At 71.0% G+C, this 19,667-nt stretch carries 11 protein-coding genes; 9 read left to right on the forward strand and 2 right to left on the reverse strand.

Going from position 1 to position 19,667, the window contains the following annotated elements:
• Positions 1–69: 69 nt before the first annotated feature.
• The 9 genes from ACW4TU_RS29825 to ACW4TU_RS29865 all read left to right on the forward strand — a co-directional run bounded on the left by ACW4TU_RS29825 (position 70) and on the right by ACW4TU_RS29865 (position 15,114).
• Positions 70–1,596 (forward strand): ABC transporter permease, encoded by a 1,527-nt coding sequence (locus ACW4TU_RS29825; protein ID WP_457430392.1) that lies wholly within the window; start codon positions 70–72, stop codon positions 1,594–1,596.
• Between the two features lie 12 nt (positions 1,597–1,608).
• Complete coding sequence (locus ACW4TU_RS29830) at positions 1,609–2,598, forward strand: ABC transporter substrate-binding protein (RefSeq protein ID WP_457418052.1); 990 nt, start codon at positions 1,609–1,611, stop codon at positions 2,596–2,598.
• A 412-nt stretch (positions 2,599–3,010) separates the two neighbouring features.
• A complete protein-coding gene (locus ACW4TU_RS29835; RefSeq protein ID WP_457418054.1) occupies positions 3,011–5,458 on the forward strand; it encodes a GcvT family protein in 2,448 nt (815 codons plus the stop codon).
• A gap of 60 nt (positions 5,459–5,518) precedes the next feature.
• Complete coding sequence (locus ACW4TU_RS29840; protein ID WP_457418056.1) at positions 5,519–6,751, forward strand: sarcosine oxidase subunit beta family protein; 1,233 nt, start codon at positions 5,519–5,521, stop codon at positions 6,749–6,751.
• Positions 6,752–6,775: 24 nt separating this feature from the next.
• Complete coding sequence (locus ACW4TU_RS29845) at positions 6,776–10,129, forward strand: sarcosine oxidase subunit delta family protein (RefSeq protein ID WP_457418058.1); 3,354 nt, start codon at positions 6,776–6,778, stop codon at positions 10,127–10,129.
• Entirely contained in the window at positions 10,122–10,757 is a 636-nt protein-coding gene (locus ACW4TU_RS29850) for a sarcosine oxidase subunit gamma (protein ID WP_457418060.1), read from the forward strand. Before ACW4TU_RS29845 ends, ACW4TU_RS29850 begins: the two co-directional genes overlap by 8 nt.
• A 546-nt stretch (positions 10,758–11,303) precedes the next feature.
• The gene (locus ACW4TU_RS29855; protein ID WP_457418062.1) at positions 11,304–11,993 is read left to right on the forward strand and encodes a polysaccharide lyase family 7 protein; all 690 of its coding nucleotides are present in this window, start codon (positions 11,304–11,306) and stop codon (positions 11,991–11,993) included.
• A gap of 3 nt (positions 11,994–11,996) precedes the next feature.
• Positions 11,997–12,737, forward strand: a complete 741-nt coding sequence (locus tag ACW4TU_RS29860; RefSeq protein WP_457418064.1) for a heparin lyase I family protein — start codon at positions 11,997–11,999, stop codon at positions 12,735–12,737.
• A gap of 40 nt (positions 12,738–12,777) precedes the next feature.
• Positions 12,778–15,114, forward strand: coding sequence for a glycosyl hydrolase family 95 catalytic domain-containing protein (locus ACW4TU_RS29865; RefSeq protein ID WP_457418066.1), 2,337 nt, complete (start codon positions 12,778–12,780; stop codon positions 15,112–15,114).
• A gap of 116 nt (positions 15,115–15,230) precedes the next feature.
• Here ACW4TU_RS29865 and ACW4TU_RS29870 read toward each other — a convergent pair whose 3' ends face one another.
• Positions 15,231–16,466, reverse strand: coding sequence for a mannose-binding protein (locus tag ACW4TU_RS29870; protein WP_457418068.1), 1,236 nt, complete (start codon positions 16,464–16,466; stop codon positions 15,231–15,233).
• Between the two features lie 141 nt (positions 16,467–16,607).
• Entirely contained in the window at positions 16,608–19,484 is a 2,877-nt protein-coding gene (locus ACW4TU_RS29875; RefSeq protein ID WP_457418070.1) for a hypothetical protein, read from the reverse strand.
• Positions 19,485–19,667 lie beyond the last annotated feature (183 nt).

Below are 19,667 nucleotides of genomic sequence, written 5' to 3' on the forward strand. Positions count from 1 at the left end.
TGGCGGGTGGCGCTGCTGACCGTGGCCGGGTTCGTGTTCTTCGGGCTGCAGGGGCTGTGGCAGGAGAGCATGGACACGCTCGCCCTGACGCTGACGGCGGTGCTCGTGGCGCTGCTGTTCGCGATTCCGCTGGGTGTGTGCGTGGGGCTGTCCGACCGGTTCAACAAGGTCATGACGCCCGTTCTGGACTTCATGCAGACGATGCCCACCTTCGTCTACCTCGCCCCGCTGACCCTGTTCTTCCTCATCGGTGGCGCCTCCGCGACCATCGCCACCGTCGTCTACGCGGCCCCGCCGGCGATCCGTATCACCGCGCACGCCATCCGGTCCGTGCCGGAGACGACGGTCGAGGCGGCCGACTCGCTGGGCGCGACCCGCTGGCAGTCGCTGATCAAGGTTCTGCTGCCGATGTCGAAGCGGACCGTGGTGATGGGCGTCAACCAGACCATCATGGCCGCCCTCGCCATGGTGACCATCGCTGCCCTGATCGACGCCCCCGGCCTCGGCAAGACCGTCATCCAGGCCCTGCAGTCGCTCGATGTGGGTACGGCCTTCAACGCGGGCCTCGCGATCGTCGTCATGGCGATCGTCCTCGACCGCGTCACGACCGCCGCGAGCGGGCGTGAGGAGGCGGCGCGGCGTTCGGGCGGCCGACTCCTCGCCTGGCGGCGGCGGTTGGTGGTCGCGGGAGCGGCTGTCGCCGCCGTCCTCGTCTATCTGTCGCACACCTATGTGTGGGCGGCGGAGTTCCCCGGCGAGGGCGGTGTCGGCAGCTCCGTCGCGAGCGGCGCCGACACCGCGAGCACCTGGGTGCAGGACAACCTGTCGGGCCTCACCAACGCCTTCCGCGACGCCCTCACCAACGGCCTGCTCAACCCGTTCCAGACCCTGCTCACCGACTCGCCCTGGTGGCTCGTCGGCGCGGTCCTGGTCGGGCTCGGCACGGTGCTCGGCGGCTGGCGGTCCGGGGTCACCACGGCGGTGTGTGTCGGCCTGCTGGTCGCCACCGGTGTCTGGTCGGACAGCATGACGACCCTGGCGTCCACGCTCGTCGCCACGGTCATGACGATGCTGCTGGCCGTCGTCGTCGGCGTGTGGATGGGACGCAGCCCGCTCGCCGACCGGCTGATCCGGCCCACCCTGGACGCGGCGCAGGTCATGCCACCGTTCGTCTACCTCGTACCGTTCCTGGCGCTGTTCGGCGCGACCCGCTTCACGGCGATCGTCGCCGCCATCGTCTACGCGGCGCCCGTCGCCATGAAGATCATCGCGGACGGGATACGGACCGTGCCCGCGACCACCGTGGAAGCGGCCACCTCCGCCGGGTGCAACACCTGGCAGATCATCACCAAAGTCCAGCTGCCGATGGCACGCGGAGCCCTGACCCTGGCCACCAACCAGGGTCTGATCTACGTGCTGTCGATGGTTGTTGTGGGCGGCCTGGTAGGCGCGGGCGCCCTCGGCTACGACGTCGTGGCCGGCTTCTCGCAGGGCCAGCTGTACGGGAAGGGGCTGGCGGCGGGGCTGGCCATCGTCCTTCTCGGAGTCATGTTCGACCGGATCACTCAGGCAGCGGCGCGGCGTACCAGCGCGTAAGGAGCTACCACCATGGCAAGGCAAGCAACACAGTGGAGAGTCGGCGCGGCCGGCATGGCCGTCCTCGCCCTCACCCTCACCGCCTGCGGCGGCGCGAAGGTAGGCGACGACTCCGCGGGCTCCGACACCTCTTCCGGTTCCGCAGGGTCCTCAGGGAAGTGCGGCACCTTCAACCTCGCGGTCAACCCCTGGGTCGGCTACGAGGCGAACGCGGCGGTCGTCGCGTACGTCGCGGAGCAGGACCTCGGGTGCAAGGTCACCAAGAAGGACCTGAAGGAGGAGATCGCCTGGCAGGGCTTCGGGACGGGCGAGGTCGACGCCGTCATCGAGAACTGGGGCCACGACGACCTGAAGAAGAAGTACATCACCGGCCAGAAGACCGCCGTCGAGGTCGGCGCGACCGGCAACGAAGGCCTGATCGGCTGGTACGTGCCGCCGTGGCTCGCCAAGGCGCACCCGGACATCACCGACTGGAACAACCTCGACAAGTACGCGGCGAAGTTCAAGACCTCCGAGTCGGGCGGCAAGGGCCAGCTCCTCGACGGCGACCCGTCGTTCGTCACGAATGACGAGGCGCTGGTCAAGAACCTGAAGCTGGACTTCAAGGTGGTGTACGCGGGCAGCGAGACCGCGCTCATCCAGGCCTTCCGCAAGGCGGAGAAGAACAAGGAATGGGTGATCGGCTACTTCTACGAGCCCCAGTGGTTCATGTCCGAGGTGCCCCTGGCCAAGGTCAAGCTGCCGGATTACAAGGCGGGTTGCGACGCCGACGCGGAGAAGATCGCCTGCGACTACCCCGTCTACAAGCTCGACAAGATCGTCAGCGCGAAGTTCGCCAAGTCGGGCAGCCCCGCCTACAACCTGGTCAAGAACTTCACCTGGACGAACGACGACCAGAACCTCGTGGCCAAGTACATAGCCGAGGACAAGATGACTCCGGAGGCGGCGGCGAAGAAGTGGGTCGACGCCAACAAGGCGAAGGTCGACGCCTGGATCAAGTGACGCCTGAAGTGTGTTGAGCACGACTGCCCGGTGGGTGGTGCGCGTACGCGTGCGCCGCCTGCCGGGCTTTGGTGTGTTTCGCCCCCGCCGCCCTTACCCGTCCCATCCCTGGGGGCTGCGCCCCCAGACCCCCGCTACGGCCCTGAACGGGCCTTGTCCTCAAACGCCGGACGGGCTGACATACCAGCCTGTCCGGCGTTTGAGGACGAGCGCGTTCAGCGCGAAGGGGGGTCTGGGGGCGCAGCCCCCAGGGACGGGACGGGACGGGTAGGGGCGGCGGGGGCGAGAACCGTCGGTGACCCTTGACACCCACCTGTGCGGCAGGCACATTGAGTTGCGCAACCTGAGTCATGTTGCGTAGCAAGCAACTGACACTGAGGGCCTGGACTGGTTTTCAACCGGAGGTGCGGCGATGGCGGGACCCCGAGTGGTCATCATCGGAGCGGGCGTCGTTGGCGCGGCACTCGCGGACGAGATCTCCGCGCGAGGCTGGACCGAAGTGACCGTGGTCGACCAGGGCCCGCTGCCCGCCACCGGGGGCTCGTCGTCGCACGCCCCGGGCCTGGTCTTCCAGACGAACTCGTCCAAGACGATGACCGAGCTGGCCCGCTACACCGTCGAGAAGTTCTGCTCCCTGGACGTCGACGGCAAGCCCTGCTTCCTCCAGGTCGGCGGCCTCGAAGTGGCCACCACCCCCGAGCGCCTCACCGAACTGCACCGCCGCCACGGCTGGATCACCGCCTGGGGCATCGAGTCCCGCCTGCTGACCGCCGACGAGTGCGCGGAGCAGCATGCGCTGCTGAACCGCGACCGGGTCCTGGGCGGCCTCCTGGTCCCCACGGACGGCCTGGCGAAGGCGGTCCTCGCCGTGGAGGCCCAGATCCGCCGGGCCACCGAGCGAGGCGTGACCTTCCTGCCCCGCCACGAGGTGCTGGACGTCCAGCAGACCGACGGCCGGGTCACGGGCGTCCTCACCTCCGAGGGCGAGCTCCCGGCGGACATCGTCGTGTGCTGCGCAGGCATCTGGGGCCCGAAGATCGCCCGCATGGCCGGCCTCAACCTCCCTCTCACCCCCCTGGCCCACCAGCTGGCCTGGACCGGCCCGGTCCCCGCCCTCGCCGGCCAGACGGAGGAGGCGGTCCGCCCGATCCTGCGCCACCAGGACGCCGACCTCTACTACCGCGACCGCTTCGACGCCATCGGCATCGGCTACTACGGCCACCGCCCGATGCCGATCTCGGCCGACGACATCCTCTCCTTCGACGAGGCGGACACGGCCGGGGGGATGCCCTCGGTGCTGAAGTTCACCGAGGACGACTTCGCGGACGCCTGGACGGAGACGCAGTCACTCCTCCCCTCCACGAAGGAAGCGAAGGTCGAGGAGGGCATCAACGGCCTGTTCTCCTTCACCACCGACAACTTCCCGCTCCTCGGTGAGTCCCAGGACGTCAAGGGCTTCTGGGTCGCCGAGGCGGTGTGGGTCACCCACTCGGCGGGCGTGGGCCGGGCGATGGCCGAGTTGCTGGTCGACGGCTACTGCTCCTCCTTCGACCTGCACGAGTGCGACCTCAACCGCTTCGAGCCGCACCAGCTGTCCCCGGAGTACGTCCTGGCCCGCGACTGCCAGAACTTCGTGGAGGTGTACGACATCCTCCACCCCCTCCAGCCGTCCGGGCACCCGCGCCCGATCCGTACCAGCCCCTTCCACACCCGCCAGCGGGAACTGGGCGCCTTCTTCCTGGAGGCGAACGGCTGGGAACGCCCGCAGTGGTACGAGGCCAACGCGCCCCTGGTGGAAGGCCGTTCGGTGCCCACCCCGAACGACTGGGCGGCGCAGTACTGGTCGCCGATCGTCGGCGCGGAGGCCCAGGCCACCCGCGAGACGGTCGCGATGTACGACATGACGGCCCTGAAGCGCCTGGAGGTGACCGGCCCCGGCGCCGGTGCCTTCCTGGAGACCCTGACGACGAGCAAGGTCGCCAAGTCGGTCGGCTCGGTGACGTACACCCTGCTCCTGGACCACGACGGCGGCATCCGCAGCGACGTCACGGTGGCCCGCCTCGGCCGCGACCTCTTCCAGGTCGGCGCCAACGGCAACCTGGACCTCGACTGGTTCACCCGCCACCTCCCGGCCGACGGCACGGTCCAGGTCCGCGACATCACCCCGGGCACGTGCTGCGTCGGCCTGTGGGGCCCGCTGGCCCGCAAGGTCCTCCAGCCCCTGACGGACGAGGACTTCTCCAACGACGGCCTGAAGTACTTCCGCGCCAAGCGCGCCTACATCGGCAGTGTCCCGGTGACGGCGATGCGCCTGTCGTACGTCGGTGAACTGGGCTGGGAGCTGTACACCACGGCCGACCAGGGCCAGAAACTCTGGGACACCCTCTGGCAGGCGGCGCAGCCGCTGGGCGGCATCGCGGCGGGCCGCGGCGCCTTCAACAGCCTCCGCCTGGAGAAGGGTTACCGCTCCTTCGGCACCGACATGACGTACGAGCACGACCCGTACGAGGCCGGCGTCGGCTTCGCCGTGAAGCTCGACAAGGGCGACTTCGTCGGCAAGGCGGCACTGGAACGCCGTAGGACGGACGTACGCCGGAAGCTCACCTGCCTGACGATCGAGGACCCCCGGTCGGTCGTCATGGGCAAGGAACCCGTGTACGAGGGTGACCGGGCCGTCGGCTACGTCACCAGCGCCGCCTACGGCTACACGATCGGCAAGGGCATCGCGTACGCCTGGCTGCCGGCCGAACTGGCCACCCCCGGAACGACGTTGCACATCGGCTACTTCGACCGGCGCGTGGAGGCCGTGGTCGCCGAGGAGCCCTTGTTCGACCCGACGATGTCCCGCCTCCGTGGCTAGGCACCCCGGTTGGCCGGCCAGCCGGTCAGCCTGTCGATTCGCAGAAGACGGAGACGCGCGATGAGCCCCCGTACCCCCGGCGCCGAGCTGCCGGAGCACCCCGACTGGCTGTGGCGCACGCCCGAGCCGAAGCGGTCGTACGACGTGATCGTCGTGGGCGGCGGCGGACACGGCCTCGCCACCGCCCACTACCTGGCGAAGAACCACGGCATCACCAACGTCGCCGTGCTGGAGAAGGGGTGGCTGGCGGGCGGCAACATGGCCCGCAACACCACGATCATCCGCTCCAACTACCTGTGGGACGAGAGCGCGGGCATCTACGAGCACGCGCTGAAGCTGTGGGAGGGCCTGGAGGAGGAGCTGGACTACCCCATCCTCTTCTCCCAGCGCGGCGTGCTGAACCTGGCCCACAGCCTCCAGGACGTCCGCGACAGCGTGCGCCGGGTCGAGGCCAACCGCCTCAACGGCGTGGACGCCGAGTGGCTCGACGCGGACCAGGTCAAAGAGGTCTGCCCGATCGTCAACATCTCGCCGGACGTGCGTTATCCGGTGCTGGGCGGCACCTACCAGCCGCGCGCCGGCATCGCGAAGCACGACCACGTGGCCTGGGGCCTGGCCCGCTCGGCGGACGCGGCGGGCATCGACATCATCCAGAACTGCGAGGTCACGGGCCTGGACGTGGTCGGCGGCAGGGTGGTCGGAGTACAGACCACTCTGGGCCCGATATCGGCGGGCAAGGTCGCGCTGTGTTCGGCGGGCCACACCTCGGTGCTGGCGGCGATGGCGGGCATCGAACTCCCGCTCCAGAGCCACTCGTTGCAGGCGCTGGTCTCCGAACTCCTCGAACCCGTGCACCCGACGGTGGTCATGTCCAACGCGGTCCACGTGTACGTCAGCCAGGCGCACAAGGGCGAGTTGGTGATGGGCGCGGGCATCGACTCGTACAACTCGTACACGCAGCGCGGCGCGTTCCACATCATCGAGGAACAGATGTCGGCGGCCCTGGAGCTCTTCCCGGTGTTCGCGCGGGCCCATGTGCTGCGTACCTGGGGAGGCATCGTGGACGTGAGCCCCGACGCCTCACCCATCGTGGGCCTGACCCCGATCGACAACCTGTACCTGAACTGCGGCTGGGGGACCGGGGGCTTCAAGGCCACCCCGGGTGTCGGCTGGGTCTACGCCCACACGATCGCCCACGACACCCCCCACGCCCTCAACGCCCCCTTCTCGCTCGACCGTTTCACCACCGGCGCGCTCGTCGACGAGCACGGCGCCGCCGCCGTGGCCCACTAGGGACCCTCAAGGGAGCCGAACGACATGCTGCTCATCCCCTGCCCGTGGTGCGGGCCCCGCGACGAGGCCGAGTTCCACTACGGCGGCCAGGCACATGTGCCGTACCCGGAGAACCCGTCGGCCCTCACCGACGAGGAGTGGGCCCGGTACCTGTTCTTCCGCGACAACCCGAAGGGCCCCTTCGCCGAACGCTGGAACCACGGAGCGGGCTGCCGCCGCTGGTTCAACGCGGTCAGGGACACGGGGACGAACGAGATCCTGGCGGTGTACAGGGCGGGCGAGGAGCGCCCGGCGACAGAGGAAGCGAGGCGTGGGCAAACCTCCCATGTCTCTCCGGCCACTTTCGAGCTCCGGCCGGCACCCTCAGCTCCTTCGGCAACTGTTGAGCCCCGGCCGGCATTCTCAGCCCGTCTGGGGGTCCCCCCTCTGGGGGAGTTTGAGGACGAGGCCCCTCCAGGGCCGACCGGGGGTCTGGGGGCAGAGCCCCCAGAGCTTTCGGGAAGGGGCGGGGCGGGGGAGGAATCCCAGCCGTTCAGACACCCCACCCGCGGCCGGGTCAACAGGAACACCCCCCTCACCTTCACCTTCGACGGCACCGAACACCAGGGCTACGAAGGCGACACCCTCGCCTCCGCCCTCCTCGCCAACGGCATCATCCAAACAGGCACCAGCATCAAACTCGGCCGCCCCCGAGGCATCTTCTCCGCCGGCGTCGAGGAACCCAACGCCGTCATCCAGATAGAGGCCCCGTTCCCCGAACCGATGCTCCCCGCCACCACGGTCGAGCTGTACGACGGCCTGGTGGCAACCAGCCTCCCCGGCCAGGGCCGCCTCGCCACCACCCCCGACCCCGCCCGCTACGACGCCGTACACGCACACTGCGACCTGCTGATCGTCGGCGCGGGCCCCGCAGGCCTCGCAGCAGCCGCCGCAGCCGCCCGCACCGGCGCCCGGGTCATCCTCGCCGACGACCGCCCGGAGCCCGGCGGCAGCCTCCTGGGCACCGCCGAACACCTCGACTGGGTGGCGGAGACCACGGGCCTGCTGGAAGCCGCCCCCGACGTACGAGTCCTCCCCCGCACCACGGTCTTCGGCTACTACGACGACAACCACCTCCTCGCCGTGGAGCGCCGCACCAACCACCTCGGCGCGGCAGCCCCCGCGAACGTCTCCCGCGAACGCGTCTGGCGCATCCGCGCCCGCCGCGTCGTCCTGGCCACCGGCGCCCACGAACGCTCGCTGGCCTTCGCGGACAACGACCGCCCCGGAGTGATGCTGGCCGCCTCGGCGCGTACGTACGTCAACCGCCACGGCGTGCTGCCCGGCCGCAGGGCGGTCGTGTTCACCACGAACGACAGCGCGTACGCGGCGGCACTGGACCTCACCGCGGCCGGTGTGGACGTGCCGGCCATCGTCGACACCCGCCCCTACCCGGGGGAGTGGGCCGAGCGTGCGAGGGCGGCCGGTATCGAGGTCCTGCCCGGACACGCGGTCGTCGGCACGGAAGCCGACACGGAGGGCGGCACGCGCCTGACAGCCGTGACAGTCGCCTCGTACGAAGGGGAGGCCACAGAGGCCGGAGGAAGCACCGGCCGGCGGGAGTTCGCCGCCGACCTCCTCCTCGTCTCCGGCGGCTGGAACCCGGTGGCCCAGCTGTTCAGCCAGGCCGGCGGCAAGCTCCGCTACGACGGCGCGCTCGGCGCCTTCGTCCCCGACACCTGCCGTCAGCTGGTCGAGGTCGCGGGCAGCGCGGCCGGTGCCATGGACCTGCCCTCGGTTCTCGCCCAGGGCGTGGGCGCGGCCTCCCGCGCGATCGAGGCGGAGGGCTACACACCCGAGGCCCCCCGCCTCCCCGCCCCCGACGCGGCCGCACAACCCCACACACCGCCCATGCACGTGTACGCCATCCCCGACGCGTCCGACACCCGCTCCTTCGTCGACCTCCAGCGTGACGTCAGCGTGGACGACCTGGCGCGCGCCACCGGCGCCGGAATGCGCTCGGTGGAGCACACCAAGCGCTACACGACGGCGGGCACCGCCAACGACCAGGGCAGGACGTCCGGCCTGCTGGCCAGTGGCATCGTCGCCGCACTGCTCGGCGTCGACATCTCGGCGCTCGGCACGACCACGTTCCGGCCGCCGTACACCCCCGTCTCCTTCGCCGCCCTCGCGGGCCGCGACCGGGGCGCGCTGCACGACCCGATCCGGACGACCGCCCTGCACGCCTGGCATGTCGGGCAGGGCGCGCTGTTCGAGAACGTCGGCCAGTGGAAGCGCCCCTGGTACTACCCGCAGGCCGGCGAGGACATGGAGACGGCCGTCCTGCGCGAGTGCGCCGCCGCCCGCGACGGCGTGGCCTTCATGGACGCCTCCACCCTCGGCAAGATCGACGTACAGGGCCCGGATGCGGGCGTCTTCCTCGACCTGCTCTACACCAACATGATGAGCACCCTGAAGGTCGGCATGATCCGCTACGGCGTGATGTGCCGCCCGGACGGCATGGTCTTCGACGACGGAACCGTCATCCGTCTCGCCCCGGACCGCTTCCTGGTCACCACGACGACGGGCAACGCCGCCGCCGTACTGGACTGGATGGAGGAGTGGTCCCAGACCGAGTGGCCGGACCTGCGCGTCCACTGCACGTCCGTCACCGAACAATGGGCCACGGTGGCTCTCGTCGGCCCCCGCTCCCGGGACGTCCTGGGCTCCCTCGCCCCCCAACTGGCCGTGGACAACGCGGACTTCCCCTTCATGGCCTGGCGTGAGACACCCGTCGCGGGCATCGACGCACGGGTGTGCCGGATCAGTTTCTCCGGCGAACTGGCCTACGAGATCAACGTGTCGCCGTGGGAGGCCCGCGCCCTCTGGGAGGCGCTGTACGAGGCCGGCGCCCCGTTCGGCATCACGCCCTACGGCACGGAGACCATGCACGTCCTGCGCGCCGAGAAGGGCTACCCGATCATCGGCCAGGACACCGACGGCACAGTCACCCCGCAGGACCTCGGTATGAGCTGGGTGGTGTCGAAGAAGAAGCCGGACTTCATCGGCAAGCGGTCGTACGCCCGTGCCGACGCCGTCCGCCCCGACCGCAAGCACCTGGTCGGTCTGCTCCCGGACGACCCCGGCACCTTCCTCCCCGAGGGCACCCAACTGGTCGCCGACAGCGTGCTGCCCGCGCCGCCCGTCCCGATGCTCGGCCACGTCACCTCCAGCTACCGCAGCGCCGCCCTGGGCCGGACCTTCGCGCTCGCCCTGATCAAGGGCGGCCGGGAACGCGTCGGGACACGGCTGTACGCCCCCGTGGGCGACCGACTGGTCCCGGTGACCGTCGCGAGCCCCGTCCTCTACGACCCCGAGGGAGCCCGCCGAGATGGCTGACACCACCACCCTGAGCGCCGCCCGGCCCTCCTTGTCCTCCCCGTCCCCCGTGTCTCCGCTGTCGGACGCGGCCGGCCGCCTGGCCGCCGCGACCCGCACCTCCGGGGGCGCGGTCCGGCTGGCCGAAATCCCCTTCCTGACCCAGCTCGACGTGCGCCTCGACTCCAAGGGAGCGGCGGCGGACGCCATCGGCCTCGCGCTGGACCTCCCGCTGCCGCTGGCGCCCAACACCGTCGTACGCGCGGGGGAGTTGGTCTCCCTGTGGCTGGGCCCCGACGAGTGGCTGATCGTGGGGCCGCCCGGCAGCGAACGGGACCTGGAGAGCCGTATCAGGGCGGCGGCCGGAGACGAGCCGGTGTCCGTCACCGACGTCTCCGCCCAGCGCACCACGCTCCTCGTCACGGGCCCCCGTGCCCGCGACCTGCTGGCCCACGGCTGCGCCCTGGACCTCCACCCGCGCGGCTTCGGCCCCGGCCGCTGTGCCCAGACGACCCTGGGCCGCACCCAGGTGGTGCTGGTCGCGCGCGACGAGCCCAGGGCCGGCTTCTGGGTACTGGTCCGCTCCTCCTTCGCCGGCTATCTGACGGACTGGCTGCTCGACGCGGCTACGGAGTACGTGGGGCCGTAATACGTGCGGCCGTAACACGTGGGGACGTGGTACGTCGTGACGGAGTGGTCGGCGCGACTGCCCACCGACGTCGATCGTCTGGACGGCCGGAGCGGGCCTGTCCTGGGGTGCGCGCGGCGCTGGGCGGAAAGGTGGCGCATCGTGCCGCACCGCGAACCCCAGGACCGGTCGACACCCGAGACCCTGTCACGGCCATGGACCCGCAGGTCGTTCCTGCGCGGAACGCCGCCGCCGGAGTGACCCCACCGCTCCCCGGACTCCTCGCCGGCACAGCCCACGCCACACCCCACTCCGCGGTGTACGACCGCGACTGCCGTACACCGTCCCCGAGCAGGCCACGCGGCTGATCGCCACGGTGACCGTGATCGGCGACCGGTGATCACCGTGGGCCGGATCGTCGTCGACACGCGCGGACTGCCGGTTGGCGGGTTTACATCGGATCTATCTTCGGTCTGACATGAATATTGACGCAGTTCTGGTCTAGTCCTACGCTCCTCCCGAAGATAGATCCGATGAATCCCTCACCTCCGGAAAGGTCAATTTGGCATGCCCACGACACCCTCACGGCGCACGATTCTGACAGCCGGAGGCTTACTCGCCTCGGGCGCCCTCTGGTCGACGACCAGGGCGACGGCCTCCGCGTCCTCCCTGGCTCCCGCCGCCTCCCCCACGGACGGCTGGACGAGGACGGCGTTCACGTACGCCATGCAGAAGCCGTGGAACCTGGACCTGAGCGACCGGTACAGCAACAGCGGCGGCGTCCACCGCATGTGGGTGTACGACACCGACGAGCCCCTGTCGGAGGGCAGTTCCACCGACCCGCGCACCGAGATGCGCTGGCAGCAGCAGTACACGTCCGGCCGCCATATGTGGGACGCCGACGTGTACCTCCCGTCGGGCACGAACGGCGCGACCTTCGTACAGATCCTGCGCGTGATCCACCCCGACGGCACCCCGGCCACGGACTTCATGCTCAACGCCTACAGCGCGAACGGCGGCACGGTCCGGGCGTACGACAGCACGGTCCTGAAGACCGACGCGTACGACACCTGGTTCAACGTCAAGATCGCGCACGACGCCTCGGCCGGCAGCGTCAAGGTCTACTTCGACGACGAGTTGGTGCGCACCACCGAGGACCGGGGTCCCGCCACCCGCCACTTCAAGAACGGCGTCTACCACCACGGCAGCGGCCGGGCCGAGGCCCGCTTCCGCAACATCACCTACTGGACCCGGTGAGCCGTGCGGAGACGAGAGGCACTCACCGCGCTCGGCCTCGCCGGTGTCACCGCCGCGATCCTGCCGGGACGGGCCCAGGCCGCCGACGAGGTCTACTTCCAGAACCGTGGCAGCGTCGAGGGCTGGGACTACGCCTACACGCAGAAGGACGGCACCATCGAGACCGTCGACTCGCCCACCTACAAGGGCGCGCACGCGCTCGCGGCGACCCAGACGTACATCGAGGAGACCGGGGGCTACCACTCCGAGGTGATCCAGCGCGGCGCGCAGAGCGTCGGCGAGGACCGGTACTACGGCCAGGCGATCCGTCTCGGGTCCGGCTGGACCTTCCACGACCAGAACGTCACCTTCCAGCAGTGGTCGCCCGAAGACCCGGAAGGGCCCTGGCTGTTGATGTTCGTCATCGGATCGGAGATCCGGTTCGGCGGTTCCGGGGGCATCAAGGGCACGGCCGGTTCGATCAGCGGCCTGCGGGACACCTGGATCCGGATCGTCACCCGGCTGAAGCTCGACGGCGACGGCCGGGGCGCCTTCGAGGTGTGGCTGAACGGCACGAAGACGGTGAGCCGCACCGGCATCACCGTACTGCCGTCCACCTCGCAGACGATCCGCTGGTCCAACGGGATCTACTGCACCGCCTGGCGCGAGGGCACGCCCAGCGGCCCGCGGACCCTGACGATCCTGCACGACAACCATCGGATCGCCTCGACCTACGCCCTGGCCGAACCGGCCGACTGGGCCTGACGCCGACGATGCCCCACCCCCACCTCCTGGAGGCACCCGCATGACCTCTCGAAGAGCAGTGCTCGGCTCGGCGCTGGGCGGTACGACACTTGCCGCCCTGCCCCAGGCCGCCCAGGCCGCCCAGGCCGCACCCTCCGGCCCGGCGGGCGGTGCCACCGTTGCCGCACGCCGCCCCTGGAAGCTCCGCAACCGGATGGACTCGGACGCGGCCTGGGCCGGTTTCCTGCGCAAGCAGGACCTGTTGTGGCGCCGACTGCCCACGCTGTGGCACGAGGGACCGTTCCTGGGGGACGGGCGGCTCGGCAGCATGGTCTACCAGGAGCCGGGCGCGAACAGCGTCCGCTTCACCGTCCAGCACGGCGAAGTCCAGGACCACCGGCCGGAGTTCGGCAGTGGCTGGGGCACCTGTCGCCTCCCCGTGGGACACCTGACGCTGGACCCGGTCGGCACCATCACCGCGGTGGACTGGCGCCTGAGCCTGTGGAACGCCGAACTGACCGGCACGATCACCACGGACAAGGGCACCCTGACGCTCGCCGCCCTCATCCACGACGGCGTCCTCGCCGCCCGCGTCACGGCGACGGGCGACGAGGAGGTCTACTGGACGTTCCATCCGGAGGAGGCGGTCAGCCCCCGCAGGATCAGCGAGGCCCCGCCGGCGGACTACGTCCCGAACCCACCCTGGACGACCCGGACCACCGGAGACATCGAGCAGGTCCTCCAGCCGCTGACCGGCGGCGGCCAGACCGCGACGGCGTACGGCCGCTCGGGCGACACCCTCGTCCTCAACGTCGCCCACAGCCACCCGTCGGACACCAGGGCCGGGGAGGCGTCGCTCAAAAGGATCCAGAAGATCCAGCAGGTCATGGCGATCCAGAAGACCCTGGGAATCGCCCCGTACGCGGCCCTGCGCGCCCCGCACACCCGGGGCTGGCACGCGTACTACCGCAAGAGCTTCGTCTCGTTCCCCGACGAGCGGCTGCAGAGCTTCCACTGGATCCAGCTCTACAAGGTCGCCTCGGCGAGTGTCGCCGGCGGCCCGCCCATGGCCACCTGCGGCCCCTGGCTGGAGCCCACGCCCTGGCCGGCGGTGTGGTGGAACCTCAACGTCCAGCTGGAGTACTGGCTGATCCACGGCTCCAACCACCTGGAACTCGACTCACTGGCCACCACCCTCCGCCAGAACCAGGAACAACTCACCACGAACGTGCCCGCCGCCTACCGCTCGGACAGCGCGGGGGTGGGCCGCAGCTCCGACATGTACGCCAACCGGGGCGTCGGCAGGCCCGGCACCGGCGCCGAAGTGGGCGATCTGACCTGGGCCCTGCACAACGTGTGGCTGAGCTACCGGCACAGCATGGACGAGAAGCTGCTGCGGGACACCGTCTTCCCCCTGCTCCGCCGGGCGGTCAACTACTACCTGCACTTCCTCCAGCCGGGAGACGACGGCAGGCTGCACCTCCCGTCGACGCTCTCCCCGGAGTACCCGGTGGTCCCCCCGCAGGACACCAACTACGACCTGGCGCTCATCCGTTGGGGCTGCACGGCACTCCTGGAGGCGGCGGAACGCCTGGGCGTCGACGACCCGCTCGTCCCCCGCTGGCAGGAGACCCTGGCCAAGCTGACGCCGTACCCGGTGGACGGCAACGGCTTCATGATCGGCGCGGACACCCCGTACGCGCAGTCCCACCGCCACTACTCCCACCTGCTGATGGTGTATCCGCTGTACCTGGTGAACTGGGACCAGCCGGAGCAGCGCGAGCTGATCGAGAAAACGGTCGTCCGCTGGCACGCGCTGACCGGCGCCCACCGCGGCTACAGCTACACGGGCGCCGCGTCGCTTTACGCGATGATGGGCCGCGGCGACACGTCCCTGACGTATCTGAAGAAGTTCTTCGACCCCACCACGCGCTACCCGTGCCGGGCCAACACCCACTACACGGAGGCCGGTCCGGTCATCGAGACCCCGCTGTCGGCCTCCCAGTCCCTGCACGACATGCTCTGCCAGAGCTGGGGCGGTGTCGTACGGGTCTTTCCCGCCGTCCCGCCCAGCTGGCCGGACGTCACCCTCCACGACTTCCGTACCCAGGGCGCCTTCCTGGTCAGCGCGGTCCGCGCCGCGGGGACCACCCGTTTCATCCGGATCCGAAGCCTGGCGGGCGAGCCGCTGCTTCTGCGCCACGACCTGACCGGCGGTCCGCTGACGGCACTGCTGGACGACGGCACCCCGGCCCGCACGCACACAGCGCAGGACGGCACGCTCACCATCGACCTGGCCAAGGGGCGCGAGGTCCTGCTGTACGCGGGTGAGCGGCCCGACCTCGCGATCCAGCCGGTGGCCCTGGGAGAGCGGGGGGCGGCCTGGGGGCTGCCGTAGCCACAGCCGTGGCTGTGCGGAGCACCCCTCCGCGCGGTGACCGTCCATGACGCAGGCCCTGCCCGAGCGGTGCCGGGCAGGGCCTGTCGGCCGGTGGGGTCTCTCGCGTGAGTCGGTCAGGTGGACCAGACCACGGTCCCCTTGCTCACGATGACCACCTTGGCGTCGGGCCGCAGGATCAGCTTCGCACCCGGGTACATGTGGGTCTGGGAGGCCCATACGGCTCGGTTGTCGCCGTTGTAGACGACGAGGTTGCCGTCCCCTTGGAAGACGGTCCTGTGGTTCTGGCCGAACACCATGGTCGCCCACAGCGCGTGGTGGTTCTCGTCGTAGGCGACGAGGTTGCCGTCCTCCTGCTGGGTCAGCTGGATCCGGTTCGTGGTCCAGGACTCACCGACTGAGAGCGTGCTGGTAGCGGAAATGGACGTCTGCGTCCATACGGGCGCCTGCTTGGGCGGGTCCGCCTTCTTCGTCGTCTTCGGAATGCTCGTCTTCCGGGGCTTGGGAGCCTTGGACGTCGACGGCTTCGCGGCGGCGGCGGCGGTTGTGGTGGTGGGGGAGGACTTGACCGGTGGCTTCGGGGGCACGCTGGCCGAGGTCTTGGACTCCTTGGGGCTCGGGGGCGCCGAGGGGCGCTCGGTCGCGTAGTCGCCCGGCGATTCGCTCGATGTGTCCACGCCCAGGACCGTGTCGGACTTGTCCTGCTGGGACACGCTCTGTACGGTGTCGGACTTCTTCCCGTCGTCCTTTCCGCCTGTCATCAGGAGGAAGGGAACGGCGATCAGCACGGCCCCGACGATGGCCGCCGCGGCCAGCATCGGCTTCTTCGGACGTCCGTCGTGGGCCGCGCGGGCGTTGTTCTCGGGCGGTGTTCCACCCGCTGCCGCCGCGATGGCGGCGGGTATCGCTCCTTCGGGATCCCCCGAGGCGGCGGCACCGCTCACGCCCGTCGCGGGCTCAACGCCGACGCCCCGGGCCTGAGGCTCCGCCGGGGCCGTGGCGGTGACGACCCGTTCCTCCGGCTGCTCCGCGACAGGGGCGGGGGCAGGGGCGGGTGACCCGGACCGTTCCGGTGCGGTGGACTGCTCCGTGGCCGTGGCCGTGGCCGTGGCCGGGGTGGCGGAGGCCGTGGGCCGCTCCGGTGCGGTGAGCGGCTGCGGGTCCGCGGACGGGCTCGCCACCGCGGGTCGCTCCGGTGCGGTGGACTGCTCGGGTGTGGTGGGTCGGCCGCCCGGGGTCAGAGCGCCCTCAGGGGGCTCCGCGGAGGCAGACAGGGCGACCGCCACCCGTACACGCGGTAATCCGTTCGCGGTTCCGGGTGCCGTCCCGTCTCCCTCGTTTCGTGCGCCCATCCAGTCGTTCCTCTCATCAGGACAAGTCGTCCATCTATCCGGTCCCAGTCCCAAGCTTTACCTCGGAGGTGTCGTCCGGGGCAACTGGGGATTGCTACTGGGTAGTTGACGTGTTCGGGGTCTACGACAGCCGCCCCGGGGTCAGTACTCGCCGATCGGCCCCGAACACCGTTCGGGCCACTCTCCGGTCCCCGGCGACGTGCGGTTCGTCAGGGCGTGCTGGAGCCGTTCCAGGGCCGTACGGTCGGCGTCCTCCAGCACTCCGGACGTCAGGTTCACGTCGGGGAGCTGGCGGAGCAGGACCAAGGGGGTGGTGCCTTCGGTCCGTACGTCGAGGACTCTGAAGGGGGTGCCGGGGGTGAAGACGACCTCCTCCCCGGAGTCCAGCAGTTGCCGTACCCGGCGGCCGGTGATCGACCAGATCGCGTAGCCCACGCCCACCACCCGGTCCTTCCCGGCCGGGTCGAGCGGCAGCCCGCTCAGCGGCGCCGGGTCCCGCAGCACCGTACCCGGCCGCAGTTCCCCGTGGTCGGGCGTGCCGCCGGGGCCGCACAGCACCGCGCCCCGGTACGACGGCAGCCGTCCGAGTCCGGATGTCAGGCAGGTGGCGTACGGCAGCAGCCGGGACTCCCGGTCCCGTAGCGAGCGGGTCAACTCCCGGTGGTTCAGCGGTCCTTCGCCGTTCCTGAGGTACATCCGCACGGCGATCAGATCGGCGCGGGCCGCCTCCTGGGCGGCCCCGCGCAACGTCGGCATCCCGGCCAGGGCCCGGTTCACCGCCGCGCTGTGCCGCTCCCACGCGACGTCCGCCAGGGTACGGAAGGCGCGCCGTTCCTCCTCCGTGCTCTGGTGTCGTGGCGACACCGGTACCGGGGGCAAGGGCCGTCCGGTCGCCGCTGGGCGTGCGGGTGCGGCGGAACTGGGCGCGCGTACGGGTTCGGGGGCCGGGGGCGGTGCCGTGGTCCTGGGTGTCGGAGCGGTCGGCTCGCGGTCGCCTTCGCGGGGCGCGGTCGTCGGCGCCGGCTCCGGCCGGGAGCCGCCCACCGAGGGCCCGGCCTCGTCCCGCCGGGTCGGGTGCGCGGCCGGAGGCCCCTCCGGGTCCGCGGCTCCGCCCGTCGTACGGCCCGGGGTGGCGGGCTTGAGCGGGGGGCTGGGTTCCGGGTGTGCGGGGGGTGGCGTGGCGGGTTCGCGCGCCGGTCGGGTGGCAGGTGCGTCGCTGCCGGTCGTGGGTGCCCGGAGTGGTGGTGCCGGTGTGGTCGTAGGGCCGGTCGTGGCTGTTGCCGCGGTGGCTGTCAGGGTTTGGCCGCCGGGTTCCGCCGCCTGCTGTGGTTCCGGGCGTGCGGGGGGTGGTGTGGCGGGCTTGGGCTCCGGTTGGGGAGTTGGTGCGTCGCTGCCGGTCGCGGGTGTTCGGTGTGGTGCCGGTGCGGTCGTAGGGCCGGTCGTGGCTGCTGTCGCGATGGCTGTCAGGGTTTGGCCGACGGGTTCGGCCTGCTGTGGTTCCGGGTGCGCGGGGGGTGTTGGTCCAGCGGCCGTCGCCGGGCGGGGGCCCGGGGCGAGGGGTGCCGGAGTTGCCCCCGGGCGCACGGGTGAGCCGCCCTGGGGCATCGGGCGCGGTGCCTGGGGCTTGGCGAAACGGACGATACGGAGGCCCTGGTCGGCGGCCAGGGTACGCAGTGCTCGGCCGCCGTCGAGCGGGGTGGCGTGCACCTGGAGGGCGACGCGCTCGCGCACGGCGGGGGCGAGGGTTTCGAGGAGGCGGGACAGGACAGGCCACAGCGAGGAGTCGAGACGCTCGCCGGGGCGGCCGATCTCGATGACCGGACCGTCACCGCTCACCGCGTGCACACTGTTCGGCGGCGGGGTGCCGTCACGGGGGCCCACCCACAGCCCGGCCCTGGTCGCCGTGGCCTGCCACCGGTCGGAGAGCACGACCACACCCTCCTCGGCACCGCCGATCTCCTCCAGGGGCGGTGCCCAGTGCAGCAGCCGGGGCGGCGGAGGGCTGTCGGCGTCCTGGGACGGCGGGCACACCGCGGAGTCCACGAACGGCACCCAGACCGGAGCCCCGTCCGCGCCGACCAGCACGGAACGGACACCGTACGAACCCAGTGGGCGTTCGGTGGCGAACAGCGGCAGCCCGGTGGTGACCTCGACCTCGGCCTTCAGCATCCAGGCCACCGACTGGCCGAGCCGCAGCACATCGCGCCGCCCGCCCGGGGCGAGCCGGACCCGTGACCGCACCGCGGCCGGCAGGCTGATGAGGAGTTCGGCGACCTCGGACGCCGCGACGTCCTCGCCCCACGGCACGCCGACGACCACGGCGGGACGCTGGTGGTCGACCGGTATGGCGTGGAACACGTCCCCGGGCCGGGACGCGGTCGCCTCGGCGGGCCGGATCAGCAGACCCGCCGGGATCCGGTCCACCACACAGCCGTTCGCCAACCGGGCCGGCACCCGGCGCGCCCCCAACTGCCACTCGGGAGCCGGGGTGCGCGGACCGAGCAGTTCCGGTTGCTCCCCGGGCGTGAACCGCCACCAGCCACCGTCACCGGGAGGTACGAACACCGAGCCGCCCGGCACCACCAGTACCTGCCCGTCGGGGGCCTCGACCACCAGTTCCCACGAGTCCGCGATACGACGGGCCAGGGCGGGCCGCTCCGGGCGGTCGTCCCCGGCACCGGCCATCACCAGGCGGATCGACCGGGTGTCCTCCGCGCGCAGGGTGTTGAGCAACTCGCTCAGCCGCGGCCACAGCGCCCCCGCCGCGCCGCCCGGCGCGATGGCGACGATCGTGACGGTGCCGCTCCGCGGGTGCAGTGTGCGGGCCAGGTCGGCGACATCGGCCGGCTCCAGGGTCTCGTCCGAGGACGGGCGCAGGAGGAACAGGCCGTCATGGTCCTCCAGCAGGACCCGCTCGGCGGTCTCGCCGGCCCCCTCGCCGGGGGGTGCCACCCGTTTCGGGTCCGCCGCCGGCCGCCCACCGCGGCGCCGGCCCAGGGCGCCGGTCCAGCGACTCACGTCCGGCTCCCGTCGACCGAGGCCACCGCGGCACGCTCCCGCGCGCCGGTCGCCATGGCATGTGCTCCGGAAGACAAGACGCTTACCACCCTTCGAACCGTTCGTCACACACCCTGACCGAAAGTCCCTCCCGGTGGCCTGAACGTGTGTGACACAAACGTTCGGCTGGAGGGCCAACACTAC

This window comes from Streptomyces kryoterrae (assembly GCF_054072135.1).